Annotated in this window: 23 protein-coding genes; 10 read left to right on the top strand and 13 right to left on the bottom strand. The window is 67.7% G+C overall.

Annotation, left to right across the window (positions count from 1 at the left end; translation table 11 throughout):
• Positions 1-285 precede the first annotated feature (285 nt).
• The 4 genes from DN412_RS14260 to DN412_RS14245 all read left to right on the top strand — a co-directional run bounded on the left by DN412_RS14260 (position 286) and on the right by DN412_RS14245 (position 5,559).
• Complete coding sequence (locus tag DN412_RS14260) at positions 286-1,368, top strand: 4-hydroxyphenylpyruvate dioxygenase family protein (protein ID WP_115212234.1); 1,083 nt, start codon at positions 286-288, stop codon at positions 1,366-1,368.
• A 405-nt stretch (positions 1,369-1,773) separates the two neighbouring features.
• Positions 1,774-3,540, top strand: coding sequence for a sulfoacetaldehyde acetyltransferase (xsc, locus tag DN412_RS14255; protein ID WP_115212249.1), 1,767 nt, complete (start codon positions 1,774-1,776; stop codon positions 3,538-3,540).
• Positions 3,541-3,757: 217 nt separating this feature from the next.
• The gene (gene pta / locus DN412_RS14250) at positions 3,758-4,792 is read left to right on the top strand and encodes a phosphate acetyltransferase (RefSeq protein ID WP_115212233.1); all 1,035 of its coding nucleotides are present in this window, start codon (positions 3,758-3,760) and stop codon (positions 4,790-4,792) included.
• Positions 4,789-5,559 carry a sulfite exporter TauE/SafE family protein gene (locus DN412_RS14245; RefSeq protein ID WP_115212232.1) on the top strand — a complete coding sequence of 257 codons (771 nt, stop codon included), beginning with the start codon at positions 4,789-4,791 and terminating at the stop codon, positions 5,557-5,559. Before pta ends, DN412_RS14245 begins: the two co-directional genes overlap by 4 nt.
• 35 nt (positions 5,560-5,594) lie before the next feature.
• Here the strand turns inward: DN412_RS14245 and DN412_RS14240 are convergent, their stop codons facing one another.
• The 10 genes from DN412_RS14240 to DN412_RS14200 form a co-directional block, all read right to left on the bottom strand.
• Complete coding sequence (locus DN412_RS14240; protein ID WP_115212231.1) at positions 5,595-6,899, bottom strand: MFS transporter; 1,305 nt, start codon at positions 6,897-6,899, stop codon at positions 5,595-5,597.
• Positions 6,900-6,932: 33 nt separating this feature from the next.
• Complete coding sequence (locus DN412_RS14235; RefSeq protein WP_115212230.1) at positions 6,933-8,429, bottom strand: amidase; 1,497 nt, start codon at positions 8,427-8,429, stop codon at positions 6,933-6,935.
• A gap of 256 nt (positions 8,430-8,685) precedes the next feature.
• Positions 8,686-8,862 (bottom strand): hypothetical protein, encoded by a 177-nt coding sequence (locus DN412_RS43780; RefSeq protein ID WP_167471094.1) that lies wholly within the window; start codon positions 8,860-8,862, stop codon positions 8,686-8,688.
• 149 nt (positions 8,863-9,011) lie between these two features.
• On the bottom strand, positions 9,012-9,719 hold the full coding sequence (locus tag DN412_RS14230; RefSeq protein ID WP_115212229.1) for a GntR family transcriptional regulator: 708 nt from the start codon (positions 9,717-9,719) through the stop codon (positions 9,012-9,014).
• Positions 9,720-9,794: 75 nt separating this feature from the next.
• Complete coding sequence (locus DN412_RS14225; protein ID WP_115212228.1) at positions 9,795-10,793, bottom strand: 2Fe-2S iron-sulfur cluster-binding protein; 999 nt, start codon at positions 10,791-10,793, stop codon at positions 9,795-9,797.
• 32 nt (positions 10,794-10,825) lie between these two features.
• Entirely contained in the window at positions 10,826-11,305 is a 480-nt protein-coding gene (locus tag DN412_RS14220) for a GlcG/HbpS family heme-binding protein (RefSeq protein ID WP_013953475.1), read from the bottom strand.
• Positions 11,306-11,334: 29 nt separating this feature from the next.
• Entirely contained in the window at positions 11,335-12,780 is a 1,446-nt protein-coding gene (locus DN412_RS14215) for an aldehyde dehydrogenase family protein (RefSeq protein ID WP_115212227.1), read from the bottom strand.
• Between the two features lie 25 nt (positions 12,781-12,805).
• A complete protein-coding gene (locus DN412_RS14210) occupies positions 12,806-13,537 on the bottom strand; it encodes an iron-containing redox enzyme family protein (RefSeq protein WP_115212226.1) in 732 nt (243 codons plus the stop codon).
• A 174-nt stretch (positions 13,538-13,711) separates the two neighbouring features.
• The gene (locus DN412_RS14205) at positions 13,712-14,644 is read right to left on the bottom strand and encodes an ornithine cyclodeaminase family protein (RefSeq protein WP_115212225.1); all 933 of its coding nucleotides are present in this window, start codon (positions 14,642-14,644) and stop codon (positions 13,712-13,714) included.
• Positions 14,645-14,713: 69 nt separating this feature from the next.
• Positions 14,714-15,409, bottom strand: a complete 696-nt coding sequence (locus DN412_RS14200; protein WP_244222652.1) for a sulfite exporter TauE/SafE family protein — start codon at positions 15,407-15,409, stop codon at positions 14,714-14,716.
• A gap of 444 nt (positions 15,410-15,853) precedes the next feature.
• On the opposite strand from DN412_RS14200, the gene DN412_RS14195 reads away from it, so the two are divergent.
• The 4 genes from DN412_RS14195 to DN412_RS14180 all read left to right on the top strand — a co-directional run bounded on the left by DN412_RS14195 (position 15,854) and on the right by DN412_RS14180 (position 18,480).
• Positions 15,854-17,392, top strand: coding sequence for a hypothetical protein (locus tag DN412_RS14195; RefSeq protein WP_115212224.1), 1,539 nt, complete (start codon positions 15,854-15,856; stop codon positions 17,390-17,392).
• Between the two features lie 82 nt (positions 17,393-17,474).
• Positions 17,475-17,816 carry a 2Fe-2S iron-sulfur cluster-binding protein gene (locus DN412_RS14190; RefSeq protein WP_115212223.1) on the top strand — a complete coding sequence of 114 codons (342 nt, stop codon included), beginning with the start codon at positions 17,475-17,477 and terminating at the stop codon, positions 17,814-17,816.
• Between the two features lies 1 nt (position 17,817).
• On the top strand, positions 17,818-18,144 hold the full coding sequence (locus DN412_RS14185; protein WP_115212222.1) for a ferredoxin: 327 nt from the start codon (positions 17,818-17,820) through the stop codon (positions 18,142-18,144).
• 33 nt (positions 18,145-18,177) lie between these two features.
• Complete coding sequence (locus DN412_RS14180) at positions 18,178-18,480, top strand: 2Fe-2S iron-sulfur cluster-binding protein (RefSeq protein ID WP_115212221.1); 303 nt, start codon at positions 18,178-18,180, stop codon at positions 18,478-18,480.
• A gap of 126 nt (positions 18,481-18,606) precedes the next feature.
• On the opposite strand, the gene DN412_RS14175 is transcribed toward DN412_RS14180, so the two are convergent.
• The 3 genes from DN412_RS14175 to DN412_RS14165 are packed head-to-tail and all read right to left on the bottom strand — an operon-like array spanning position 18,607 to position 22,232.
• Positions 18,607-20,331: a cobaltochelatase CobT-related protein gene (locus DN412_RS14175; RefSeq protein WP_115212220.1), complete on the bottom strand. Its 1,725-nt coding sequence runs from the start codon at positions 20,329-20,331 to the stop codon at positions 18,607-18,609.
• Entirely contained in the window at positions 20,328-21,353 is a 1,026-nt protein-coding gene (locus DN412_RS14170; protein WP_167471093.1) for an AAA family ATPase, read from the bottom strand. The genes DN412_RS14175 and DN412_RS14170 overlap by 4 nt, the downstream gene beginning before the upstream one ends.
• Before the next feature lie 48 nt (positions 21,354-21,401).
• A complete protein-coding gene (locus DN412_RS14165) occupies positions 21,402-22,232 on the bottom strand; it encodes an IclR family transcriptional regulator (RefSeq protein WP_078201497.1) in 831 nt (276 codons plus the stop codon).
• Positions 22,233-22,565: 333 nt separating this feature from the next.
• Here DN412_RS14165 and DN412_RS14160 point away from each other — a divergent pair, with 333 nt between their 5' ends.
• Entirely contained in the window at positions 22,566-24,002 is a 1,437-nt protein-coding gene (locus DN412_RS14160; RefSeq protein WP_115212219.1) for an amino acid permease, read from the top strand.
• A gap of 141 nt (positions 24,003-24,143) precedes the next feature.
• Positions 24,144-25,706: a MocR-like pyridoxine biosynthesis transcription factor PdxR gene (gene pdxR / locus DN412_RS14155; protein ID WP_115212218.1), complete on the top strand. Its 1,563-nt coding sequence runs from the start codon at positions 24,144-24,146 to the stop codon at positions 25,704-25,706.
• The last annotated feature ends 122 nt before the right edge of the window (positions 25,707-25,828 follow it).

Here is a 25,828-nt window from a genome sequence, read left to right as displayed (position 1 = left end):
GAGGTTCGGGGGCGTTGGCCCGGCGGCCGGCAGGCGGATCTGCCGGAGTCGGAGCGCGTTTCGTTGACCGGAGATTAGTGGTCCGTACAGGCGTCGCCAAGAGCCTCATGCGGCATAATGCGCGATCAGTGAACGCATATGCGCGATCAAGGCGCGCAGTTCGGGTTTCTACGAGGTGCCGCGGCTCGCTGTCCGGACGCGGCCCTGCGGGGGTGCGTTGCTATGATCCGATCGACGCCGCAATGCCTCGGCACCGCCCTCACGCCACCCAACAGGAGCAACCCAATGAACGCCGCAGATGTCATTTCCCCGCGCGCGGACGATATCCAGACCTGGGACAACCCGCTGGGTATCCGGGGCTACGAGTTCATCGAATTTGCCTCGCCCGACCCGGCCGCACTGGGCCGGACCCTTGAACGCTTTGGCTTTGCCGCCATTGCCCGCCACCGCCACAAGGCCGTGAAGCTGTACCGGCAGGGCGAGATGAATTTCATCGTGGATGCCGAGCCGGATTCGTTTGCGACGCGCTATGCGGGCGAGTACGGCCTGTCTATCTGCGCCATCGGCATCCGCGTGGACGATGCCGCGGCCGCCTTCGCGCGCGCGCTGGAAGCCGGCGCCTGGCCGTTCGAGGGTGGCACGGTGGGGCCGATGGAACTCAATATCCCCGCGATCCAGGGCATCGGCCAGTCGATTATCTATTTCATCGACCGCTGGCGCGGCAAGGAAGGCCGGCCGGGCGACGTGGGCGACATCTCCATCTACGACGTCGATTTCCGCCCGCTGCCGCAGGCCGCCAATGCAGCCGGCGCGGGTCTGCTGCGCGTCGACCACCTGACCCAGGCGGTCGAGCCGGGACATCTGGAGGAATGGCTGGAGTTCTATCGCAAGGTGCTGGGCTTTTGCGAAATCCAGGTCGCCAGCGAGGCGCGTGCTCTGGTATCGCCGTGCGGGCGCATTCGCGTTCCGCTGTATGAGAAGGGAACGCCGCGCCATGACCAGATGCGGCACTACCTGTCGGACCAGCACGGCGAAGGTATCCAGCACATTGCGCTGGCCAGCGCCGACCTGCTCGCCAGCGCCGCGGCGCTGACGGGCAACGGCGTGCAGTTCGTGCAACCGCCGGCGGCCTACTACGATTCGGTCGACACGCGCCTGCCCGGCCATGGCCTGGACCTGGCCGCGCTGCAGCGCTACGGCATCCTCGTCGACGGCGCCGTGCGCACCGACGGCACGCGGGATCGCTTCCAGCAGGCGTTCGTCAAGCGCGAGGCGGGCGAGTTCTTTTTCGAGATCGTCCAGCGCGACGGCCACGACGGCTTCGGCGAAGGCAACCTGCCGGTGCTGGAGGCGCTGTCGGAGCGCTGACCCCCCCTCTTTCCGTCCGCCGCGTCACCCGCGGCCCCCCATCCCTCCCCCTCCTTCTCAGCGCCGGTATGTCATCGGCGCTGCATTGTCTCGCTGATTTCCCGCCCTTCCGCTGGGCAGCCTCCACTTGAATAGGCTGATAGTGCCTGATACGGCACCATGAAAGCACGTTTGTCTCGTTTTTTTGTCGGTTTCATTCCGTAAACCAAAACTTCCTATTGACCAACTGAAGTCTTCCGCCTACATTTCCCCCAACACGCAATTTTCCGGAACGCATTGTTCCATTTTATAAGACCCTCATCAGGAGACAACGCCATGCGCGACCTCGATACCACCTCGAATCCCGCCGTTTCCGGTGGCTCGGCCGCCGCGAAGGAAGGCCAGGTTCCGGCCGGCCCGCAGACCATGACCCCGTCCGAAGCCTTTGTCGAAACGCTGGCCGCCAACGGCGTGACCGACATGTTCGGCATCATGGGCTCGGCCTTCATGGATGCGATGGACATCTTCGCGCCGGCGGGCATCCGCCTGATCCCGGTGGTGCACGAGCAAGGCGCCGGCCATATGGCCGACGGCTACGCCCGCGTGTCCGGCCGCCATGGCGTGGTGATCGGCCAGAACGGCCCCGGCATCTCCAACTGCGTGACCTCGATCGCCGCTGCTTACTGGGCCCACAGCCCGGTGGTGATCGTCACGCCCGAGGCCGGCACCATGGGCATCGGCCTGGGCGGCTTCCAGGAAGCCAACCAGCTGCCGATGTTCCAGGAGTTCACCAAGTACCAGGGCCACGTCACCAACCCGGCGCGCATGGCCGAGTACACCGCGCGCTGCTTCGACCGCGCCATGTCGGAAATGGGCCCGACCCAGCTGAACATCCCGCGCGACCACTTCTACGGCAAGATCACCGCAGAGATCCCGCAGCCGCGCCGCCTCGACCGCGGCCCCGGCGGCGACGACAGCCTGAACGAAGCCGCCGAGCTGCTGGCAAATGCCAAGTTCCCGGTGATCATCTCGGGCGGCGGCGTGGTGATGGCCGATGCGATCGAGGAATGCAAGGCCCTGGCCGAGCGCCTGGGCGCGCCGGTGGTCAACAGCTACCTGCATAACGATTCGTTCCCCGCCAGCCACCCGCTGTGGTGCGGCCCGCTGGGCTACCAGGGTTCGAAGGCCGCGATGAAGCTGATCTCGCGCGCCGACGTGGTGATCGCGCTGGGCTCGCGCCTGGGGCCGTTCGGCACGCTGCCGCAGCACGGCATGGACTACTGGCCGAAGAACGCCAAGATCATCCAGATCGACGCCGACCACAAGATGCTGGGCCTGGTGAAGAAGATCTCGGTGGGCATCTGCGGCGACGCCAAGGCCGCCGCCGTCGCGCTGACCCAGCGCCTGGCCGGCCGCACGCTGGCCTGCGACACCAGCCGCGACGCCCGCGCCACCGACATCGCCAACGAGAAGGCCGCATGGGAGAAGGAGCTGGACGACTGGACCCATGAGCGCGACCCGTACAGCCTGGACATGATCGAAGAGCAGAAGCAGGAGCGCACGCCCACCGGCGGCCACTATCTGCATCCGCGCCAGGTGCTGCGCGAGCTGGAAAAGGCCATGCCGGAAGACGTGATGGTGTCGACCGACATCGGCAACATCAACTCGGTGGCCAACAGCTACCTGCGCTTCGAGAAGCCGCGCAGCTTCTTCGCGGCGATGAGCTGGGGCAACTGCGGCTACGCCTTCCCGACCATCATCGGCGCCAAGGTGGCGGCACCGCACCGCCCGGCCGTGTCGTACGCCGGTGACGGCGCCTGGGGCATGAGCCTGATGGAAACCATGACCTGCGTGCGCCACAACATCCCGGTGACCGCGGTGGTCTTCCACAACCGCCAGTGGGGCGCGGAGAAGAAGAACCAGGTGGACTTCTACAACCGCCGCTTCGTCGCGGGCGAGCTCGACAACCAGAGCTTCGCCGAGATCGCCAAGGCCATGGGCGCCGAAGGCATCGTGGTGGACCGCCTGGAGGACGTGGGCCCGGCACTCAAGCGCGCCATCGACCTGCAGATGAACCACGGCAAGACCACCATCATCGAGATCATGTGCACCCGTGAACTGGGCGACCCGTTCCGCCGCGATGCGCTGGCCAAGCCGGTGCGTTACCTGGACAAGTACAAGGACTACGTCTGATCGAAGTACTGCGCACTGCCAGCTGACGGCGTGCTCCCTCTCCCGCTTGCGGGAGAGGGTTGGGGAGAGGGCCGGTGCGTCCACGAAGTAAGGGGCGGCAGCATTGCGAGCGCCTGCCCTCTCCCCCGGCCCCTCTCCCGCAAGCGGGAGAGGGGAGAACACCAAGGGCATAGCGCAGGTCGCTGGCCCTTTTTTCAGTTTTACCGAGCCAACCGCCATGAAAGCCATCCTCCGCATCATCGACCGCGCCCGCGCCGCGCCTCGCCGCATCGTGCTGTGCGAGGCCGAAGACCCGCGCATCCTGCAGGCCGCGCAACGCGCCACGCAGGAAGGCATCGCCCGCATCGTGCTGGTCGGCAACACGCGCCAGATCAATGCCGCCGCGGCCATCCACGGCATCGGGCTGGACGGCATGACGCTGGTCGACCCGGCCACCTCGGCGCTCACGCCCTCTTTCGCGCAGCAGCTCTTTGCGCTGCGCCAGAAGAAGGGTATGACGCTGGATGAAGCGAAGCGCGCCGTGCTCGATCCGCTGTGCTTCGCCAACCTGATGGTGCGGCTGGGCCATGCCGACGGCTCGGTGGCGGGCGCCGCCCACACCACCGCCGACGTGGTGCGCAACGCGATCCAGCTGATCGGGCTGGCGCCCGGCTTCCGGCTGGTGTCGAGCTTCTTCCTGATGATGCTGTGCGAGCCCTTCCACACGCTCAAGGGCGGGCTGATCTTCTCCGACTGCGGGCTGGTGGTGGACCCGGATGCCGAGGCGCTTTCCGACATCGCCATGGCCGCGGCCGACAGCGCCCGCACGTTGCTGATGGAAGAGCCGCGCGTGGCCATGCTGTCGTTCTCGACCAGCGGCAGCGCCCACCACGCGGCGGTGGACAAGGTGGTGGCCGCCACCGAGCGCGTGCGCGCGCAGCGCCCGGACCTGGCCATCGACGGCGACGTGCAGCTCGACGCGGCCATCGTCGCCGAGATCGCCGCGCGCAAGGTCGCGCATTCGCAGGTGAACGGCCATGCCAACGTGCTGGTGTTCCCCAGCCTGGAGGCCGGCAATATCGGCTACAAGCTGGCCGAGCGCGTCGGCGGCGCCAAGGCCATCGGGCCGATGCTGCAGGGGCTGAGCAAGCCGGCCAATGACCTGTCGCGCGGCTGCAGCGCCGACGATGTGTTCCATGTCATCGCCGTCACCGTGGTCCAGGCGCAAGCGACCGCGGAGCAGGCCGGCAAGGGCGAGCAGGCGGCGGCATGAAAGCAGAATTGTTATTGCCGCTGCTGGGCCTGCAGGCCCTGCTCGGCGCCGGCACCTATTTCCAGACGGTGACCGGCTTTGGCCTTGGCATGATCGTGATGGGCGCCACCAGCGGACTCGGCCTGGCGCCAGTGGCCACCGTGGCCGCGGTGGTCAGCCTGGTCACGCTGGCCAACAGCGCCTGCGCGCTGCCCGGCAAGATGCAGCATATCGACTGGCGCGCGGTCGGCGCGGCGGCCATCGGCATCCTGCCATCGGTGGTGGTGGGCGTGCTGGTGCTGGAATACCTGAGCAGCAGCGCGGCCACCCTGCTGCAGTTGCTGCTGGGCGCCGTGATCCTCTACGGCGGCCTCAGCGCCGCGCTCAAGCCCGCGCCGCTGGCGCAACGCTCGGGCGACCGCAGCTTCTTCATGAGCGGGGTGTTCGGCGGCTTGCTGAGCGGCATGTTCGGCGTCTCCGGCCCGCCGCTGATCTTCCAGTTCTACCGGCAGCCGATGAAGCCGGTGGAAATCCGCTGCGCGCTGATCCTGGTCTTTACCGTGACCTCCAGCGTGCGCACGCTGTTCTCGGCCTGGCAGGGGCAGCTCGACACCGCGGTGTGCGTGCAGGCCGCCATTGCCGTGCCGGTGGTGGTGATCGCCACGCTGCTGGGCCGGCGCTTCCCGCCGCCCTTCTCGCCGACCACGACGCGCAGGGTGGCGTTCGGGGTGCTGATCGGGATCGGGGCCAGCCTGATGCTGCCGGCGATTTCGGCGTGGGTGTTGTAAGGGCGCGCGGCGCACCCTTGCAACCAAGACCGGCCTCAGGCGACCGTGCCTGCAGGCTGCGCCAGTGGCGGGCTCTCTTCCTTCTCCCCACCGCCGCCCGCCTGTCCCAGGTCCATGCCGGTGGTCTCGGGCAACAGCACCGCGGCGACCACCACCATCGCGTAGCCGACACCCGCCACGATGGCGATCGCGCTCGGCAGCGAGGTATGCCCCGTGCTCAGCCACCCCACCGACAGCGGGAACAGCGAGCCGATCACCCGGCCGGCGTTATACGACACCCCATACCCCGTCGCGCGGATATCGTTCGGATAAGACTCCGAGATCGTCGCGCCGATGCCCGCGAACACGCCCTGCATCAGGATGCCCAGCGGGAAGCCCAGGAACAGCATCGACGTATTCGACACCGGGATCACCATATAGACCAGCGCCGCCAGGAACGCCCCGGCCGCGAAGGCGATGTAGGTCAGGCGCCGGCCCCAGCGGTCAGTGGCGTAGGCGCCCGCCACATAGCCGATCAATGAGCCGATGATGGTGACCGCCAGGTAAGAACTGGTGCCGAACACCGACAGGCCGCGCTCGGTCTTGAGGAAGGTCGGCAGCCACGTGGCGATGGCATAGTACGCGCCCAGCATCCCGCCGGAGAGCAGGCTGCACAGCAAGGTCTTGGACAACAGCGGCCCACGGAACAAGCGGCCCAGGCCTGCCAGCGCCGTTCCCTGCCGGCCGGCCGCGCGGCTCTTCAGGAAGATTTCCGGCTCTTCCAGGTTGCGGCGCAGGTAGATCACCACCAGCGCCGGCAGGATGCCGAGGAAGAAGCAGACCCGCCAGGCGGTCTCGGCCGGCAGCACGCTGAAGGCGATCGCGTACACGATGGCTGCCGCGCCCCAGCCGAAGGAATAGCTGCTGGCGGTAAAGCCCGAGTATTTGCCGCGATGGGCCGGGTTGCGGATCATCTCCGTCACCAGCACCATGCACAGCGACGACTCCCCGCCAAACCCCAGGCCCTGGATCATGCGGAACACCATCAGCTGCTCCGGCGACTGCGCCAGCCCGCACAGGAAGCAGGCCGCCGCGAACACCACGATGGTCCAGCGCAGCACCCGCACGCGCCCGTAGCGGTCAGCCAGGATGCCCGCCCCGATCGCACCCACCAGCGACGACACCAGCGTCCACGTGACGATGGCGCCCGCCGTCGACTTGCTCATGCCCCACTGCCCGAGCAGCGTGGAGATGAGGAATGAATAGATCATAAAGTCGAAGACATCGACCGCATGCCCAAGGAACGCGCCATAAAAGCCCTTGCGCTCCATGCGCGACAAATCACGGAACCAGTCGAACATGATCCCTCCCTGTGGTGTGTGTGTTGTGGTGGCTTAGTTGTTGTGGTTCGCCGGCAAGACAGACGGCCGCGGCGGAGGCCGGAAGGCATAGCCCGCGTCTTCCAGCAGGCTGGCAAAGCGCAGTGCGGTGAGATCCCGGTAGCGGCCGGCGACGATCTGCACGCCGACCGGCAGGCCGCTGCTGCCCGGCCCGATCGGCGCGACCGCCGAAGGCAGCCCGCACAGCCCGGAATGGCCGGCCCAGAACAATTGCGTGGTCATCGGCTGCGCGCGGCCGTTGACGGTGAGGCTGCGCTGCCAGGGCTCGCCCTCTTCGTTCAGCGCGAAGGCGGTGGTGGCCGCGGCGGGGCACAGCAGCACGTCATAGTCGGAGAAGAAGCGTCGCCAGGCCGTGGCAAAGCGTTCGCGGGCCACCTGCAGGCGCAGCCAGTCGCGATGGCTCAGGGTCGCGCCGGTGTACTGGAGGGTGGCGTAGGCATGGTCATCCGCGGCGGCGCTGGCGCTGCGGGCCAGCGCATCGGCGTAGGCCGCGTCGTCCATGTGCACCGCGGTGGTCGCGCGCAGCAGCGTCACATAGACGTGCCACAGTTCGGCGGCATCGAAGTCCGGCCGCACATGCCAGTCCACGCGCGCGCCCTGTCCGGCCAGCCAGTGGCCCAGTTGTTCGATCTGCGCGGCGACCTCGCCGTCGGCTTCAGCCTGCGCATGGGTGGGCAACACGGCGACGCGAAAGTCGGCCAACTCTTGGTGCGGGCAGTCTGGCAGGTCGAGCCGGTAAGGCAGCGCCTCATCGCCGTGCGGACCGGCGATGGCCCGCAGCACCGGTTCCAGGTCGCGCGCGCTGCGTGCCAGCGGGCCCGCGACATTGATGTCCTGCTCGCCGAAGCGGGCCGAGCCAACGCCATGCCCTGCCAGCGGCACCAGGCCATGGCTCGGCTTGAGCGAGAAGATGCCGCAATAGTGTGCCGGATTGCGCAGCGAGGAGCCAATATCGGATCCCACATCGAAATACGACAGGCCCGCACACACCGCCGCGGCGCTGCCGCCCGAAGAACCGCCCGGCGTGCGCGACGGATCGCGCGGATTGCGGGTGGTGCCGTAGATGGCGTTGTAGCTCTGCCAGTCACGCAGGCCGAGCGGGACGTTGGTCTTGCCGAGCAGGACGGCGCCGGCATCGCGCAGGCGCTGCACCACCACGGCGTCGCGCTGGGCCGCGCGGCCTTGCATGGCCGGATTGCCGCAAGTGGTCGGCCAGCCGGCGACGTCGAACGATTCCTTGACCGAGAACGGCACGCCGTCCAGCACGCCGCGCGACTGCCCGGCACGGCGGCGCCGGTCGCTTTCCAGCGCGGCGGCGCGGGCGGCATCGAAGTCCGACAGCACCAGCGCATTGATGATGCCGTGCCAGTCGCGCCAGGCGGCCTCGCAGCCATCCACCAGTGCTACCGCTGAGATTTCACCGGCAGCGAGCCGCTGTGCCACCTCCCATAACGGCGGAGAACCGCCGGTGGTCCGGTCGGACAGGTTCACATCGACTCCTTGTCGTTATCCGCGCCGGGGGCGGCGCGGTGGGGGCATATAGGACAGGCTTCGGAAGGTATTGCGAATGCGTTGGTATACTATATTCCGTATTGCGCCGAGCGCAAGAGAAAGTGCCACGCACGCGCGGACGCGCCGCTGGCGGGGCGCAGCGGCGGAAGGGAGAACCTGGGGAAGAGTAGGCAGGTAGAACACCTGCCAGGAGGCAACGGCGGCGTGAAAGCGCCGCCGGGTCAGTCAGACTGGATCAGCAATGGCCACGGCGTGGGGCGCGGCCGCCCAGCGCCAGAAAGAAGCGGCCGATATCGCGCAGGCGCAGCGGCAGCAGCGGCGTGGCATGGCGAACGGCATTGCGGGCGGCATAGTGGTGCAACAGTTGCTGGCCGACGGGTTGCGAAAGATAGCGTTGCTCAGGCGACTGCATGGTAAATCCCTATGGATCTGGAATGCCTACAGTATACCTAAATTGGTGCAATGCGTCATGACGGCGCATGCAATGCCCAATTGCCGGGCATGCAACGAAAGGCTGAAAACGGGGGCAAAGGGGGAGGAAAAGACCGGGGCCCGACGCCCTCAGGCCGCCTCTGCCCTGCCCTGCCCGTCCACCGGCAAGTCTGCCGCCTTGGCGGCACTGTAGACATGGCGGGCGGCCAGCAAGGCGGCAAGGTCGGCATCGCCGGCAATGACCGCCTGCAGGATCTGGGCGTGCTCGTCCCAGTTCTGGCGGGCGCGCACCACGTTGGCCGGCCCGAACAGCACCGCGGTGCGCTCGCGCAGCGAACGCATCATTTCCTGCAGCACGCTGTTGGCGGCAATGGTGCCCAGCACTTCATGGAAGCGGGTATTGAGGGCGAGCAGCTCATCCGCGCGGCCCTGCGCTGCGGCATCCATGCCCTGGCGCAGCACGGTTTCCAGCTCCGCAACCAGCGCCGGGTCGCGGCGCTGCGCGGCGAGTTTGGCGTTGAGCCCTTCCAGCGTCGCGCGCACCTCCACCATCTCGCGCGCGATCACTGGCGACAGGCTGGCCACCGTTGCACCGCGGCGCGGCTCGATCACCACCAGGCCTTCGCTGGCCAGCGCGCGCAGCGCCTCGCGCACCGGGATGCGCGACACGCCCAGCTCCGCCGACAGCTTGTTCTCCACCAGCCGTTCGCCGGGGGCGTACTTGCCGTTCAGGATGCCTTCGCGCAGCTTGTCGGTGACAAGGGCGAACAGCGGCGAGTGGCTGGCACCGAGGCTCAGCGGCTCGGCGGACGCGGCGGGAGACGGAGTGATGGACATGGGTCGGCAGAGGCGTAGGCGGGAAGGCTGGCGTCATTGTATACCACGCCCCAAGCTGCAAACGGCCATGTCTTATCAATCATGCTGGAAGGTGAAGCTGTCCGCGTAGATGTGATCCGAACTGGCCCCGCGCTCGATAAAAGCGGCGCGCGCGTCGCGAATCATGTTTAGGGAACCGCACAAATAGATGGCATGCTCGCTCAGGTCGCCGAGGTCTGCCAGCGCCGCATCGTGCACGTAGCCACGCCGTCCCTGCCATGCGTCGCCGGCACGGGACAGCACCGGCACGTACTGGAAGTCGTACAGCCGTTCGCCCCAGGCGGGGATATCGGCGTGCAGGTACAGGTCATCCGGCTGCCGCATGCCCCAGTAGAGCGAGACCGGCGGGCAGTCGGGATCGTCCATCAGCGATTCGAGGATGGCCTTGATCGGTGCCAGCCCGGTGCCGGTGGCCACCATCAGCAGCGGCCGGTAATCCCTGGCGCGGTAGAAGAAGCTGCCGAGCGGCAGTTCGACGTCAACGGCGTCGCCCGCTTTCATCTGGGGCAGGATGCCATCGGTGAAGGCGCCGCCCGGGATGCGCCGCACGTGCAGGTCGACGCGTCCGTCGCGCGGCACCGAGGCCATCGAGAAACTGCGCGCGCGCCCGTCCTCGCTCAGCAGTTTCAGGTACTGGCCCGGGCGGTAGTCGAGCGCCCCCGCGTCCGGCACTTCCAGTTCGATGTGCAGGACGTCGGCCGACAACGGGCGCACGGCCTGCACCAGCGCCCGATACCGCGCCGGCTCGGCGCATGCTTCATCGTCGCGCGCCGTGCTGATGACCAGGTCGCCCAGCGGCTGCGCCTGGCAGGCCAGCGCAAAGCCGGCGGCGGCCTCGTCCGGGGCCAGGCCGAACGGTTCCTCGTCATACCGCACCTGCCCGTCGAGCAGGCGGATGCGGCAGGTGCCGCAGCCGCCCAGTTGGCAGTCGTGCGGCAAGGCGATGCTGGCGCGCCCGGCGGCCTGCAGCAAGGTCTCGCCGCGTTCAACGAAAAAGACCTGCTGGGTCTCGGCGATCTGAATGCGGTACGACATGGAACCTCCGCGAGAATCGTGCTGACTTGTACTTACTTCTTGATATCGGCCTGCACCAGCACCTTCAGGTCCTGCGGCGCCAGCAGTTCAGCCAGCGCCTGCAGCGCGGCCAGTCCGGCCTGCGTGTCCTGCTCGCCGTTGCCGCCCGACAGGCCGATGCCGCCGATCACCTCGTCGTTGACCACGATCGGGAAGCCGCCCACGAACGCGGCGAACTTGCCCTCGAAGCTCCACTGGATGCCAAACGCCTCGTTGCCAGGCAGCGCCGGCCCGTTGGGCGGCGTCGTGAACAGGTGCGTGGAGCGCTTGTGGCCAGCGGCCGTGAACGCCTTGTTCCATGCGATCTGCGGGCCGGTGATGCGGGCGCCGTCCATGCGCTCCAGCGCGAGCGGATAGCCGCCCTCGTCGACCACGCAGATCGATTCCAGCACACCGATTTCCTCGGAGCGCCGGATCGCGGCGGCAACCATGTGGCGCGCTTCGCGCAGTTCCAGCTTGATGGCTTTTTTCATGTCTCTGTGACTCCTTGCAACGGCCGGGCTCAGGCGCCGCGGTAGACCGTCTTGACCTGCGTATAGAACTCCAGCCCGGTGCGCCCCGACTCGCGGAAGGTCGAGGTGCTCGAGCGCTTGACCCCGCCGAACGGCGCGTTGACCAGGTTGCCGGTGGTGGTGCGGTTGACCTTGACCGTGCCCGCCTCGATGTCCGTGGCGAAGTGGTGGATGTAGCGCGGATTGCTGGTGACGATGGCCGCGGCCAGGCCATACTCGGTATCGTTGGCCTTGGCGATGGCGTCGGCGTAGTCGGTGAAGCCCAGGATGGCAATCACCGGCCCGAAAATCTCCTCGCGCGCGATCCGCATCTGCTGGGTCACGTCGGTGAACACCGTCGGTGCCACGTAGAAGCCCTTGTCGAAGTCGCCGCCGGCGAGGCGCGCGCCGCCGCACAGCAGCGTCGCCTCGGACTTGCCGATCTCGATATAGCGCAGCACCGTTTCCAGTTGCTTGTGCGAAGCCAGCGGCCCCAGGTCCATGCCGGCGGTCATGCCGCTGCCGACCTTGAGCGTCGCCACCTTCGCCAGCAGCCGCTCGGTGTATGCCGCCTTGACCGCCTCCGCCACCAGCACGCGGCTGGTGCCGGTGCATGCCTGCCCCGACAGCGAGAAGCCGCCCTTGATGGTCAGGTCGACGGCGCGATCGAGGTCGGCATCTTCCATCACGATCAGCGGGTTCTTGCCGCCCAGTTCCATCTGTGTGCGCGTGGTCAGCGGCACGGCGCGGTGGATCTGCTCGCCGGCACGCGACGAGCCGGTGAACGAGATCGCCCGCACGGACGGCGCCTCGGTGATGGCCGCGCCGATTTCCGCCGCGCTGCCGGTGATGAAGTTCAGCACGCCCTTGGGCAACCCGGCCTTGACCAGCGCCTCGGCCAGCCGGTAGCCCGACAGCGGCGCCTCGGAGGAGGGCTTGAACACCACCGTGTTGCCGGTCACCAGCGCCGGGGCGATCTTGCGGGCCGGGATCGATACCGGGAAATTCCACGGCGCGATCACCGTGACCACGCCCAGCGGCTCGCGCTGGCTGTAGACAAGCTGGTCGGGGTCGTCGTTCGGATACACCTCGCCGGTGAAGGTCTGCCCTTCCACCGCATAGAAGCGCAGCGTCTGGGCCGAGCGCAGCACCTCGTCGCGGGCCAGCGCCAGCGCCTTGCCTTCCTCGCGGGTCAGTTCGGCGGCAATGCTGTCGGCGTTGGCCTCAAGATGGTCGGCGGCGCGGTTGAGGATGGCGGCGCGCTTGCCGACCGGGGTCTTCTTCCAGCCGGCGAACGCAGCCGCCGCGGCGGCGACGGCCGCCTGCGCGTCGACCGCGGCCGACGCCTGGAAGCGGCCCACGAGATCGGCGGTATCGGCCGGGTTGACGTTGTCGAAGGTGCGGCCTGACTGGCAGGCCGTCCATTCGCCGTCGATATGGTTGAGGAATACGGTCATCGTCGATCCGGTAGGGAGGCGGCGCTCAGGCGGCCATCTCGAGTTCGGGCAGCGGCAGTTCTTTCTCGACGTAGTCGTGATAAAGCGCCGTCGTATACAGCAGCCGCATCTGCGCGCCGATCTCGCAGATCTTCAGGCAGCGCTGCTGCAGTTCCGGCGTGTTGGCGTGCTCCAGCACGATCTGGTAGCCGCGCTCGCCATGGATCTCGTCCGAAACGATATGCAGGTCGAAGAATTCGACTTCCTCGTCGGTGAACTGGTACTTGTCGCGCAGTGTCGGGGTCTGCTTGCGGTAGATCGACGGCACCTGCGACTCCAGCCCGACCACCAGGCCGGCCACCGCCACGATCGGGTCTTCACGCATGGCCACGGCGTAGCACCAGCTCTGCAGGCCGCGGGTGGTGGGCGACATATTGTCCGGGTCGATCACGCGCTCGCGGGTGGTGCCGCAGGCTTCGGCAAAGCGGATCAGCAGGTCGGTATGGCGGTCGCCGCCGATCTCTTCCTCATACATATTGGCGAGCAGGAAATCCTTGGCTTCGGTATAGCGGTCCGGCGTGCGGGCGTAGATGTAGCCCAGGTAATCCGCGAAGGGGCCGACGTAGTGATAGTGGTTCTCGGCCCAGCGCGCGAGATGAGCGCGGGTCAGCTTGCCGCTGGCCCAGGCCACGCTGAACGGCGCCTTGTTGGCGCTCTTGCCTTTGATGGCTTCTTCGAGGGCGGCACGGAATGCTTCACGGTTCATCAGTTCGGCCATGGCGGAGGCTCCTGGTTGGCGATGTGGGGCAATTGAGTGGGTTGGATGCCGGGACCGCTTCTCGAATCGATCGGCCCTGCATGGTTGTATACTATATACATTCATCGAATGACGACAAGGGCTTCGTTGACTAATCACGCTAGTGTTTACCCGGAACGGACCGGGCGATGGGGCTCAGGCCGCGCGGCGGTCCGCCGCGCCAGTGATGCGGGACCACGCGAAGCCCGCCAGCGCCACGTCTTCCAGCCCTACGCCGACCGACTTGTAGATCACGATGTCGTCGTCCCGCCGGCGCGGCGACACCTTGCCAAGGACCACCTCGCCCAGTTCGACGATCTTCTCGCGGGGAAGAGCCTGCGGATCGGCCAGCACGATGTCGCCGGCCTCGCGCACGGATTGCGGGCGCCACTCGACCACCACGGCGGCGGCGCGGCGCAGCGCGGTGTCGTCCAGTTCACGCGTGTGCGGCAGGCTGGAGCCGATGGCGGCGATGAAAGCGCCAGGCCGGATCGATGCGCCCGCGAACAGCGGGGTGGTCGCGCGCGAGGCGGTGACGACGATATCGGCCTCGGCCACGGCAGCATCGGGCTCTGCCAGCGTGACCGGGATGCCGCACAGCGCCGACAGCCGCGCCGGCATGCCGGCATCGGCGTGCGGATCGGACACCAGGATGCGCGCCAGCCCGAGCGTCTCGCTGAGCTGGCGCGCGTGCTGCACGCCCTGCGTGCCGGCGCCGAACAGCGCCAGCGTGCGGGCACCGGGCCGGGCCAGCCGCTGCGCCGCGAGCGTGGTGCAGGCGGCCGTGCGCAGGCGCGTGATGGCGCCGGCGTCGAATGAGGCAAGCGGCCGGCCGTCATCGGTCGAGAAGATCAGGATGACAAAGGAGAACTGGCCGTTGATGGTGGTGTACACCTTGGCGCCCGCCACGCCCTGCTGCGGGAGCACCGCGCCGAGCGTGGACAGCTTGACGCCGCCCGCCTCGGTGCGAATGCGCTCTTGCATCGCGGCGTCGCCGCGCCCGAAGCTGGAAAACGCGGCTTCCATGACTTGCCGGGCATCCTCCGGGCTGACGTGGGCATCGATCATCGCGTCTGTGATGTGCTGCATGGGAACTCCGCTGATTGGGTTGGCAGGGAAAGACAGGAAAATGAGGAGGGCAACCGGGCGCAGGAAGCGTCAGGCAAACGCCGCGCGTCCGAGCACGCCAAGCGCCCCGGCTGCGCACAGCCCCAACAGCAGGCGGCGCACTGCGCTGGGCGAGACGTGCCCGCGCACGCGGTTCGACAGCGCGAAACCGGCCAGCAGGAACGGCGCGAGCGCCGCCGCCAGCACCAGCTGCGGCAAGCCGAAGCGTCCCGCCAGCGCGAGCATGGCCAGCGACAGCACCGCGCCGCCGGACAGGATGGTGCCCATGGTCGCGCGCATCGGCGCCGGCGCCATGTGCTGCATGACCAGCGCGAACGGCGGCGCGCCGGCCGAGGTGATCGTGCCCATGAAGCCCGACAGGGTGCCGGCGATGGCCACGTTGCGCGAAGTCGGCAGCAAGCGCCAGCCCAGCAGGCTCAGCGCCACGGCGGCGAGGATCGACACTGAGAACAGCACCCCCAGGGGGCCCGGCGCCAGCCACGCCATCGTCAGTACCGCGGTCGCCCCGCCCAGCGCCCGCCCGACCAGGGCGAAGCCGGCGATACGCCACGCGATCGCCTCACGCTCGCGCAGCGCGCCCATCAGGGACAGACAGCAGCCCATCGCCAGCAGCGGCCCCGGCACGAGGTCCGGGAAGAAGATCGCCCCCAGCGGCGCCGACAGCATTGCAAAACCGATCCCACCCACGCCTTGCAGGCAGGCGCCCACGAGGACGAGCGCACCCATCCACAGATAAGCTGACACGGACAGGCTGGCGGGGAGCAGGGAGAACAAAGTGGCGGACAAGGCAGAGGTCATGGCGGCGTGGTCGGTACAGTGGCGCAGAAAGCGCGCAGGACGCGCGAGGAAGGTAGCGGCCTCGGACGGGCACGCCTCCTGCTCATCTTGCTCGCACTGCGCACGCGAATCACTGAATAACGGTATACAGTCTACACATCAAGTAAAGCCGGGCAAACCCCTCATCCCCGCCGCACCATAACGAGGCGACTCGCGCACCCTCGAAAGCCCAACAAATGTGCGGAATTCCGGACCTTGCACCGTTCCGGCATAGGCGTAAGTCCGGATGAAAAATCTGTTGTCGCGCAATGTTGTTGGAATATAGTATACCGAAACGGATTCCGAAGCCGACAGGAACCCGGGCCCACAACCCTCCGCCCCCAGGGAGTCTTCATGTCACAACAAGTCGTGATCGGTGCCGCGCACTGGATCTATCTGTCAGGGGTAGCAGTCATCGTGCTGACGATGATCCTGCGTGCCAATGTTGTCGTACCGTCGATCGTCGGCACCGCCCTGGTCGTCTTTGCGCTGACCGGCAGCCCGGTCTCCGCATTAGGTGGGGTGTTTTCCGCGAGCCTGGTTGCCGCCAAGGAACTGTTCAATATCTTCCTGGTGATCGCGTTCATGACGGCGCTGCTGAATGCGCTCAAGACGCTGCGCTCCGACATCCGCATGGTCGAGCCCTTCCGTGTGGTGATGAAGAACGGGCATTCGGCGTTCTTTATCCTGGCAGGCATCACTTACGTCATTTCGCTGTTCTTCTGGCCGACGCCGGCGGTGCCTCTGGTCTCGGCGATCCTGCTGCCGGCCGCCATCGCGGCGGGGCTGCCGCCGCTGGCGGGCGCAATGGCCATCGCCATCGCCGGCCAGGGCATGGCGCTGTCGTCGGACTACGTGATCGGCGTGGCGCCCGGCATCAGTGCCAAGGCAGCCGGCGCGGCGGTAAGCGCCGCGGTGGTGGCAGACCGCGCGCTGGCGTTGTCGATCATCACCGGCACCATTGCGCTGTGCCTGGCGTACCTGTCGATGCGCAAGCACATCGTTCCCGCCTGCGGCACCCTGCTCGACCGCTGGCAGGCACGCGCCGGCGGTAGCGCCGAGCCGGTCGACGGCAGCGGCACCTTCGACAAGGCCGAGATCGCCAAGGGCACCGCCCACGCCGAGCCGCTGGCCACCGACAGCAATATCGAGGCAAGCCTGGCGATGGTGGCCCGGCGCCGAGTGAAGTGGTCGAAGTGCTTCGCGATCGTGACGCCCGTCGCCTTCCTCGCCGTCGTCGCCGTCATGGTGCTGCCCAAGCTCGGCGCTGGCGTGCAGGACCTCAAGGGCGGCGATGCGGCCGCGCTGGTCGGCGGCGTCGCGGCAGTGCTGATGATGCTGGCGACGCTGGCCGCGGAAGGCCCGCGCCGCATGCTCGACGTCTGCCCCGAGCACATTACCGACGGCTTTGTCTTCGCCTTCAAGGCGATGGGCTCGGTGCTGCCGATCGCCGGCTTCTTCTTCGTCGGCGCCGGCGAAACCGCCGCGCAGATCCTGGGCCTGCCGCCGGGCAAGGCGCCGAGCCTGCTGTTCGAGCTGATCCAGGCTTACCAGCACATGATCCCGGACAACCACGTGCTAGTCGCCTTCGGGGTGCTGCTGGTCGGCATGATCACCGGCATCGACGGCTCCGGTTTCGCAGGCCTGCCGCTGACCGGCACACTGGCCGGCGCGCTTGGCCCGGTGGTCGGCTTCGACCCCGCCACACTGGCCGCGGTGGGCCAGATGGGCGCGGTCTGGACCGGCGGCGGCACGCTGGTGGCGTGGTCGTCGCTGATCGCGGTGGCCGGCTTCGCCCGCGTGCCGGTGCTGGAAGCGGTGCGCGCGCTGTTGATCCCGGTGCTGATCGGGCTGGCCTGCTCCACCGTGGCCGCCTTGGTGTTGTGGTCGTAGGCGGCCGCAAGCGACAGCCAGGTCCTACCAACTTCTTCGACTATTCATGACGCCGGGCGGACCGCCCGGCAGGAACCGCGCCATGCCGACAGTCATTTTCCACAAGCAGGGCCAGACCTTCGTCGACGAGGTCAAACCCCAGACCAACCTGGTCGTCCGCGCCGGGATCCGCCAGTTCCCCTACCCCAACCTGCGCTACGAGTGCGGCATGGGCAAGTGCTCCAAGTGCGCGTGCCGCGTGATCGCCGGCGCCGAACACCTGCCGCCTCCCAACTGGAAAGAGAAGAAGCAACTCGGCGAGCGGCTGGAACAGGGCTACCGGCTGGCTTGCCAGCTCTGGGTCGAGCATGACATCGAGCTGGCCCAGGACGACCTGCCAGCGCCGGCGCCGGCCACTCTCGCCACGGCCAGCGCGGATGCCTGACATGTTCGTCCTTCTCACCAGCCGCCCCGGCCAGTTCCGCACCGAGCCCACGGCAGGCATGACCGCGGTCGAAGCGTACGACTACGTCTTCTACGGCAAGCGCACCGCGCGCTTCGTCATCGCCGAACTGGCCGCCGATACCACCGATACCAAGGTACGGGTGCTGGAAGAAACACCGCCCGGCATCGTCAACCTGGTGTCGACCAAGTTCCTCGACAAGTACGCCACGCTGGAAGCCGCCCGCGCCGCGCTGCGCGAGCTGGCCAGCTTCGGCAGCATGGACATCGCCCTGGTGCCGGCTCCGGTCGCCGTCGGCGCGCGCTCCTGACAATTAACGCCTGCCCTTCAGGCAATCTTCGCCATGATCCAGATCACCTTCCTCACCAACCACGGCAAGACGGTCAGCGCGCCGGTCAACAGCAACCTGCTGCGCGTGTCGCTGCGCGAGCAGGGCGGCATTCCTTTCAAGTGCGGCGGCGGCCTGTGCGGCACCTGCAAATGCCGCATCGAAAAGGGCCACGAGCATACGGACGCGGTCAAGCCGAAGGAAAAGAAACTGTTGACGGAGGAGGAGCTGGCGACGGGGTTCCGGCTGGCCTGCCAGACTTTTATCGAAGGGGATATCGCGGTGTCGTGGCAGCCCAGGGAGGCGGTGCGCGGCTGAGCGGCTGCTGAGAGCGGCTGAAAGAAGACGACTTTGGGCAGGCGAGCGCGCCTTCGGTTTGTACGACTTCCTGGCGGTGTACGCGTAACGCGTACACCGCCAGCATCTCGAACGCTAGTCTGGCCGTTATCGCCGCCTCGCCCCCACCAGCCCCGCCACCTCATCCAGCATCGCCATATCCACCGGCTGCGACAAGTCCAGCGCCAGCGTATGCCGGTAGTAAGGGCTCAGGTCCAGCCCTACCCCCAGCCCCAGCACCTCCACATCGCGCAGCGCCTCGTGCCGTGCCACCACGGCCTTCAGGTGGTTGTCCAGGTAGCAGGCGTCGTTGGCTTGCCCGGTCGCTGTATCCATGGGGCTGCCGTCTGACACCACCACCAGGATGCGGCGTGCCTTGCCGCTGGCGTGCAGGCGCGCGCAGGCCCAGTCCACGGCCTCGCCGTCGACGCCTTCGCGGAACAGGTCGGCCTTGAGCAAGGCGGCGATGTCGGTACGCGCGCGCCGCCAGCTGCGCTGCGCATCCTTGAACACCATATGGCAGGTTTCGTTGAGCCGGCCGGGGTGTTGCGGGCGGCCGCGCGCGAGCCAGTCGGCGCGCGCGCGGCCGCCGTTCCAGGCGTTGGTGGTGAAGCCCAGCACCTCGGTGGCGACGCCGGCCTGGTCGAGCGCGCGCGCGAGCATGTCGATCAGCAGCGTCAGCGGCTCGGCCTGCGCCTTCATCGAGCCGGAGCAGTCGATCAGGAAGCCGACCACGCAGTCGGCATGGGCCTTGTGCGCTTCCAGGCGGAAGAGCCGGCGCTCGGCGGGCGAGCTGACTAGCTGCGCCAGGCGGCGGCCGTCGATGCGGCCGCTTTCCTCGCCGAAGGACCAGCCGTCCACGCGCGGCTGCGACAGCGCGGCGCGCAGCCGGCGCGCCAGCCGGGCGATGTTCACGCCCGCGCGCGCGATGCGTGCGTCGAGCCGCGTGCGGTACTCGTCGAGCAAGGCGCGGCGCACCAGCGTGGCGGCGCGCACTTCGCGGTCGTAGCGGGTGGTGAAGGCTCGGTAGCCGTCGGTGGCATCTGCCAGCACGCGGCTGTGGCCGCTGTCGGCCAGGGCAAAGTCTTCCGCCGGCGGTTCGTCGAAGTCCAGCCACAGCGCAAACCCGGCGCGCGCGGCCGCCGAGGCCGCGTTGTCGTCGTCTTCGCCGGCAAGCGGAGCTTCCGTACGGATCATCTGCGCCACCGCGCGGGCCAGCGCCAGTGCGTGCGTGGCGTAGGCGGCCTGGTCGTGGCGTTGCGCGCGCAGGCCGGCCAGCGAAGTGCCCAGCACCGGCACGATGGCGGCGCGGGTGGCCTCGATCAGGTCTTCGGTCTCTTCCAGCACGGGCTCGCCGGTCAGGCGCGACCACGCTACCTGCGCCACGGTGTAGAGCAGGATGCCGAGATGCCCCTCGGTCAGCCCGGAGCGATGGAAGGCCCGCGACCACGCCATGAAGCGGTGGCGCAGGTTGGCCGCCAAGCCGGGCATGCCGCGCGGCAGGCGGGTCTCGCAACGCAGCTGTTCCAGCAGTTCGAAGACCAGGCGCTCGACCGGATCGGCCGGGCATAGATGCCGGTGCAGCGCGGCGTCGGAATGCGCCTGGCGCAGCGCAGCGCCATCGGCCGCACCGCGCAGGCAGGTGGCCGTGTCGGTTTCCAGGTCCGTACGCAGGTGCGGCGCGTGCTGCGGCACCGGGCGCATCGCGCGCCAGAGCTGGCCGTCGCGGAAATGCAGCGCCGCATCGCCGGTGATCGCGCGCACCGTGGCGCCGGACAGTTCATCCTGCCGCTGGCGCCGCCGCAGTTGCTGCGCGACCGTGGACGCACTCATCGTGCGGGCTCCGACTCGGCACTCACGCCCGCGGCCTCGCCCGGCAGATGGCCAAAGCAACGCTGGAAGTACTCCGCCACCACCGGCCGCTCGGCTTCGTCGCACTTGTTCAGGAAAGTCAGACGGAACGCGAGCGCGGGGTCGCGGAAGATCTGGCAGTTCTCGGCCCAGCTGATCACCGTGCGCGGCGACATCAGCGCCGAGACATCGCCGGCGGCAAACCCGCGGCGCGTGAGGCCGGCCAGCGCCACCATCGCATCGACCAGCGCGCGCCCGGCGTCGTTATCCAGCTCCGGCACGCGCGCCAGCACGATGCCGCCTTCCTCTTCATGCGGCAGGTAATCCAGCGTGGCCACCACATTCCAGCGGTCGATCTGCGCGTGGTTGAGCAATTGCGTGCCGTGGTAGAGCCCGTTGACGTTGCCCAGGCCCACGGTATTGGAAGTGGCAAACAGCCGGAACGAGGGATGCGGGCGGATCACGCGGTTCTGGTCGAGCAGCGTGAACTTGCCGTCGCGCTCCAGGATGCGCTGGATCACGAACATGACATCGGGGCGGCCCGCGTCGTACTCGTCAAAGATCAGCGCCACCGGGCGCTGCAGCGCCCACGGCACGATGCCTTCCTGGAATTCGGTGACCTGGCGCCCGTCGCGCACCACGATGGCGTCCTTGCCGACCAGGTCCAGCCGGCTGATATGCCCGTCCAGGTTGACGCGCACGCAAGGCCAGTTCAGCCGCGCGGCCACCTGCTCGATATGGGTCGACTTGCCGCTGCCGTGCAGGCCCTGCACCATCACGCGCCGGTCGCGCATGAAGCCGGACAGGATTGCCAGCGTCACCTCGGGCTGGAAGCGGTAGGCCGGATCGATCTCCGGCACGTGATCGTCGCGCTGGCTGAAGGCCGGCACCATCAGGCCGGAATCGATGCCGAACACGCTGCGCACCGGAATCATCCGGTCCGGCTTGCCAAACTGCTCTTGCGTCACCTCATGCTCCTTGTTGCCTGTCACCAGACTTGCCATGCCATCGGCACCGCGGCAAACGGAGCAATCCGCGTGACGCCGTGCGCGCTATTCGTCCTCTTCCGCGCCGCCCTGCCAGCTGCCGGCGCTGTCGGCCTCGATCGCGGCCAGCGCACCCGCCGCGCGCTGCAGCGCGGGCAGCAATTGCAGCACCTTGTCGCGCGCCACGCGCATCACCGGAGCCTGCAGCGCCAGCCCCAGGTTGGACTTGCCACCATCTGCGGCCGGCACCAGCACGCCGATGCAGACCAGCCCCGGCAGGAACTCTTCATCGTCCATCGCGTAGCCGTCGCGCTTCACGCGCTCAAGTTCGCCTTCCAGCTGCGCGTGGTCGGTCAGCGTGTTCTGCGTGTAGCGTTCCAGCTCCACGTTGGCCAGCAACCGCTGGCGCTGCGCCGGCGCCAGCTGCGCCAGGAACAGCTTGCCCGTGGCCGAGCAGTGCGCCGGTACGCGCGAGCCCGGATGCAGGTAGAAGCGCAGCGGCGCCGCAGTCTCCACGCGATCCAGGTACAGCACCTCGCCGCCGGAGAACGCGGTCAGGTTGCAGCTCTCGCCCACTTCTTCCACCAGCCGGCGCAGCACCATGTGGCGCGCGCCGTGCGAGGTGCTGTTGAGCAACAGGTTCTCCGCCAGCCGGCGCAGCCGCAGGCCGGTGCCGTATTGCCGCCCGTCGCCGTTGCGCTGGATCAGGCCCGCTGCCTCCAGCTGCTGCAGCATGCGGTGCAGCGTGGGCTTGGGCAGGCCGGTTTCTTCCACCAGCGCTTGCAGGTTGAAGGACTGGTCCTTCTCAGCAATGACTTCGAGCAGGCCGAACAAACGCAGTGCCGGCGTGTCTCCATCCGGCTTGGCGTCACTTTTGGCGAGGCGCATATCGTTCATGCCTGGCTCCATCATAGGTAAGTTTCATTTTCAGAGTCAAATCATATCAATTATCGAAACTTCTGGTTGACCTTCCCGCTCGAACGACCTACATTCCGGTTAAACCATTATTTTTCGGAACTTATGGTTCCATTTTTTTAAGCGAGCACCGGAGACAAATCGATGTACGGATAGGCCTTCCCGCTTCCGGGATTGCAAATACTGAACGACCACGGCCCCAGGCTGGCATTTACTGCCCTGCCACCTATACCAAGAGAAGCCGTGGCGCCTGCCTTAAACGCTGGACTGGCTGCAACGCAGCACCAACAGCAAGCGCAGCACAGGAGACACAACATGATCCAACAACCCGAGTCCGGCAACGGACTATCCCACGGCCTCAAGCAACGCCACATGACCATGATCGCGCTGGGCGGCGTGATCGGCGCGGGCCTGTTTGTCGGCAGCGGCGTCGTCATCAAGTCGGCCGGCCCTGCCGCGGTAATTTCCTTCCTGATCACCGGCCTGCTGGTGGTGCTGGTGATGCGCATGCTGGGCGAAATGGCCTGTGCCATGCCCGGCAGCGGCGGTTTCTATGAGTATGCACGCGAGGCCTGGCGCGACCGCCCGGCGGTGGGCAACCTGGCCGGCTTCCTGACTGGCTGGATGTACTGGTATTTCTGGGTCATCGTGGTGGCGCTGGAAGCCGTGGCCGGTGCCGACCTGGTGCGCTACTGGCTGCCGGACGTGCCCAACTGGATCATCAGCCTGGTGCTGCTGGTGATGCTGACGCTGACCAACCTGGTGTCGGTCAAGTCATTCGGCGAGTTCGAGTTCTGGTTCGCATCGATCAAGGTGGCCGCGATCATGGTGTTCCTGTTCATCGCCGGCGTCTATGTGCTGGGCCTGGCCCCGGGCGCGCATGGCATGCAGGTGGCCAACCTCACCGCCAACGGCGGCTTCATGCCGCACGGCTTCGTACCGGTGCTGACCGGCGCGGTGGCGGCCACAGGCTTCTACTTCGGGGCCGAGATCGTCACCATCGCCGCGGCCGAGACCGCCGAGCCGCAAAAGGCCGTGGCCAAGGCCACCAGCTCGGTCATCACGCGCGTGCTGGTATTCTATGTCGGTTCGATCCTGCTGGTGGTCTGCCTGGTGCCATGGAACTCCACCAGCATCGGCACGCCGTACGTCAGCGCGCTGAATGTGATGGGCGTGCCGGCGGCCGCGCAGATCATGAACGCGATCGTGCTGACCGCGGTGCTGTCGGCGCTCAACTCTGGCCTCTATGCCTCGTCGCGCATGCTGTTTGCACTGACGCGCCGTGGCGATGCCCCGCAGTCGCTGGCCCGCGTGAGCCGCAACGGCGTGCCGGTGCGCGCCATCCTGGTGGCGACGCTGTTCGGCTATGGTGCGGTGGTGATGTCCTATGTCTCGCCGGACAAGGTGTTCGCCTTCCTGGTGAACTCGTACGGCACGGTGGCGATCTTCGTCTATATCCTGATCGCGATCTCGCAGCTGCGCCTGCGTTCCCGCCTGGAGCGCGAAGCGCCGGGCCAACTGCGCGTGCGCATGTGGTGCTACCCGTACCTGACCTACCTGGCGATCTTCGGCATGGTCGGCATCGTGGTGGCGATGGCCTTCATTCCCGACCAGCGCACGCCGCTCGCGCTTGGCGTGGTCAGCCTGGCGATCCTGCTGGTGGCCTACACCGCGCGGCAACTGTTTCGGCGTGGCGCGGGTCAGGTAGTGCCGCTGGCGGAAATGCCGCGCCCTGACCTGCATGAGTATTGATGACTGACGCTATCCGACCATGACCGACGTGGCGCGCCAGTGCGGTATGCTGGCGCGCTTCGCCATTAAGAACCCATTTCATAATGAAGAAGGGGACCCTTCTTCATTATGAAATGGGTTCTAAAGCAACGCCCCCAGCCCATGAGCCTGAAGTCTCCCACTACCCTCTGGTCCCAGCTGTTCCAACAGCATGCCCATTCGGGCCTGAGCCTGCAGGGCAAGATCCGCCAGATGCTGGTTTCGGCCATCCTGGACGAACAGTTGCCGCAAGGCGAGCCGCTGCCCAGCAGCCGCGAGCTGTCGGCGCAATTGCGCGTGGCGCGCAATACGGTGGTGCTGGCTTACCAGCAACTGGTTGACGAAGGCTACCTGGTGGCGCGCGAGCGCAGCGGCTACTTCGTCAACCCGGAGATCCTGGGCACGCGCGTCAGCGGCGTCGCGTCCCTGCGCGGCGAGCCAGTGCCCACTCGCTCGGGCGAGCCCGACTGGGAGCGGCGCTTCGTGTTCCGCCCCACGCAGCAGCGCAATATCGTCAAGCGCGCCAACTGGCGCGACTACCCCTACCCCTTTATCTACGGCCAGTACGACCCGGTGCTGTTCCCCACCGCCGACTGGCGCGAGTGCTGCCTGAAGGCGCTGAGCGTGCTTGACATCCACGACTGGGCCCAGGACATGATCCTGCGCGACGACGAATCGCTGGTGCAGCAGATCCGCACCCGCGTGCTGCCCCGCCGCGGCGTGTGGGCCGGCGCCGACGAGATCGTGGTCACCGTTGGCGCGCAGCAGGCGCTGTACCTGCTGGCCGACCTGCTGGTCGGCGCCGACACGCCGGTGGGCATCGAGGACCCCGGCTATCCGGACGCACGCAATATCTTCGGCTCGCACACCTCCCATCTGGTGCCGCTGCCGGTCGACGGCGACGGCCTGACGCTGTCCGACGCGCAGCGCGCCTGCGACTACGTCTACGTGACCCCGGGCCACCAGTGCCCGACCACCGTCACCATGCCGCTGGCGCGACGCCAGGCCCTGCTGCGCCAGGCCGAGGAAGCGGACTTCGTGCTGATCGAGGACGACTACGAGAGCGAGAGCCGCTTCGAAGGCGACCCCACGCCCACGCTCAAGAGCCTGGACCGCAACAACCGTGTGATCTACGTCGGCAGCCTGTCCAAGAGCCTGGCGCCGGGGCTGCGCATCGGCTATATCGTCGGGCCGGCGGCGCTGATCGCCGAGCTGCGCGGCGCGCGGCGGCTGATGCTGCGGCATCCGTCGGCATATATCCAGCGCGCATTCTCGCTGTTCCTGTCGCTGGGCCACTATGACGCGCACCTGCGCCGGCTGGCCGCCGCGCACCGCGAGCGCGCCGAAGCGGTGCTGGCGGCGCTGGCCACCCATATGCCTGACTTCCGCGCGGTGCCGATCGCCGGCGGCGCCTCATGCTGGATCGAGGGGCCGTCCTGGCTCGATGCCGACGCGCTCGCGCGGCTGGCCGAGCTGCAGGGCGTGCTAATCGAGCCCGGCAGTGTCTTCTTCATGGCCGAGCCCGCGCCGCGCAACGGCTTCCGGCTGGGCTACTCGTCGATCTCGCTGGACCGCATCGAGCCCGGTATCCGCGTGCTGGCGAGCGTGGCGCGTGAGCTGCAGGCCACCGCCAGCAGCGCCACGCCCGCCGCCGCCGTCACTTCCCGGGTCCGCCCCGCGGCCTGAACCGGCCAGCGGCACGGTCTCGCGCCGCTGGCCCAAGCGATTGTCCCGAACTGGCGCTACAGCGCCACGGCTGGCTTCCCTATCCTCGAGTCATGGCTGGTTCCCCACGGACCGGCAGACAA

This window comes from Cupriavidus lacunae (genome assembly GCF_003353055.1).
Taxonomy (GTDB): domain Bacteria; phylum Pseudomonadota; class Gammaproteobacteria; order Burkholderiales; family Burkholderiaceae; genus Cupriavidus; species Cupriavidus lacunae.
Note: the sequence above shows the minus strand (reverse complement) of the source record. Positions and strands in the feature narration are given on the sequence as shown.

Bases quoted from the DNA above. Each gene is read 5' to 3' on its own strand.
- DN412_RS14205 (WP_115212225.1), bottom strand. From the start codon at position 14,644: ATGCAGCACATCACAGACGCGATGATCGATGCCCACGTCAGCCCGGAG.
- DN412_RS14240 (WP_115212231.1), bottom strand. From the start codon at position 6,899: ATGTTCGACTGGTTCCGTGATTTGTCGCGCATGGAGCGCAAGGGCTTT.
- DN412_RS14215 (WP_115212227.1), bottom strand. From the start codon at position 12,780: ATGACCGTATTCCTCAACCATATCGACGGCGAATGGACGGCCTGCCAG.
- xsc (WP_115212249.1), top strand. From the start codon at position 1,774: ATGACCCCGTCCGAAGCCTTTGTCGAAACGCTGGCCGCCAACGGCGTG.
- DN412_RS14225 (WP_115212228.1), bottom strand. From the start codon at position 10,793: ATGTCGTACCGCATTCAGATCGCCGAGACCCAGCAGGTCTTTTTCGTT.
- DN412_RS14185 (WP_115212222.1), top strand. From the start codon at position 17,818: ATGTTCGTCCTTCTCACCAGCCGCCCCGGCCAGTTCCGCACCGAGCCC.
- DN412_RS14195 (WP_115212224.1), top strand. From the start codon at position 15,854: ATGTCACAACAAGTCGTGATCGGTGCCGCGCACTGGATCTATCTGTCA.
- DN412_RS14260 (WP_115212234.1), top strand. From the start codon at position 286: ATGAACGCCGCAGATGTCATTTCCCCGCGCGCGGACGATATCCAGACC.
- DN412_RS14220 (WP_013953475.1), bottom strand. From the start codon at position 11,305: ATGAAAAAAGCCATCAAGCTGGAACTGCGCGAAGCGCGCCACATGGTT.
- pdxR (WP_115212218.1), top strand. From the start codon at position 24,144: ATGAGCCTGAAGTCTCCCACTACCCTCTGGTCCCAGCTGTTCCAACAG.
- DN412_RS14170 (WP_167471093.1), bottom strand. From the start codon at position 21,353: ATGGCAAGTCTGGTGACAGGCAACAAGGAGCATGAGGTGACGCAAGAG.
- DN412_RS43780 (WP_167471094.1), bottom strand. From the start codon at position 8,862: ATGCAGTCGCCTGAGCAACGCTATCTTTCGCAACCCGTCGGCCAGCAA.
- DN412_RS14230 (WP_115212229.1), bottom strand. From the start codon at position 9,719: ATGTCCATCACTCCGTCTCCCGCCGCGTCCGCCGAGCCGCTGAGCCTC.
- DN412_RS14160 (WP_115212219.1), top strand. From the start codon at position 22,566: ATGATCCAACAACCCGAGTCCGGCAACGGACTATCCCACGGCCTCAAG.
- DN412_RS14245 (WP_115212232.1), top strand. From the start codon at position 4,789: ATGAAAGCAGAATTGTTATTGCCGCTGCTGGGCCTGCAGGCCCTGCTC.
- DN412_RS14165 (WP_078201497.1), bottom strand. From the start codon at position 22,232: ATGAACGATATGCGCCTCGCCAAAAGTGACGCCAAGCCGGATGGAGAC.
- DN412_RS14175 (WP_115212220.1), bottom strand. From the start codon at position 20,331: ATGAGTGCGTCCACGGTCGCGCAGCAACTGCGGCGGCGCCAGCGGCAG.
- DN412_RS14210 (WP_115212226.1), bottom strand. From the start codon at position 13,537: ATGGCCGAACTGATGAACCGTGAAGCATTCCGTGCCGCCCTCGAAGAA.
- DN412_RS14200 (WP_244222652.1), bottom strand. From the start codon at position 15,409: ATGGGTGCGCTCGTCCTCGTGGGCGCCTGCCTGCAAGGCGTGGGTGGG.
- DN412_RS14180 (WP_115212221.1), top strand. From the start codon at position 18,178: ATGATCCAGATCACCTTCCTCACCAACCACGGCAAGACGGTCAGCGCG.
- pta (WP_115212233.1), top strand. From the start codon at position 3,758: ATGAAAGCCATCCTCCGCATCATCGACCGCGCCCGCGCCGCGCCTCGC.
- DN412_RS14190 (WP_115212223.1), top strand. From the start codon at position 17,475: ATGCCGACAGTCATTTTCCACAAGCAGGGCCAGACCTTCGTCGACGAG.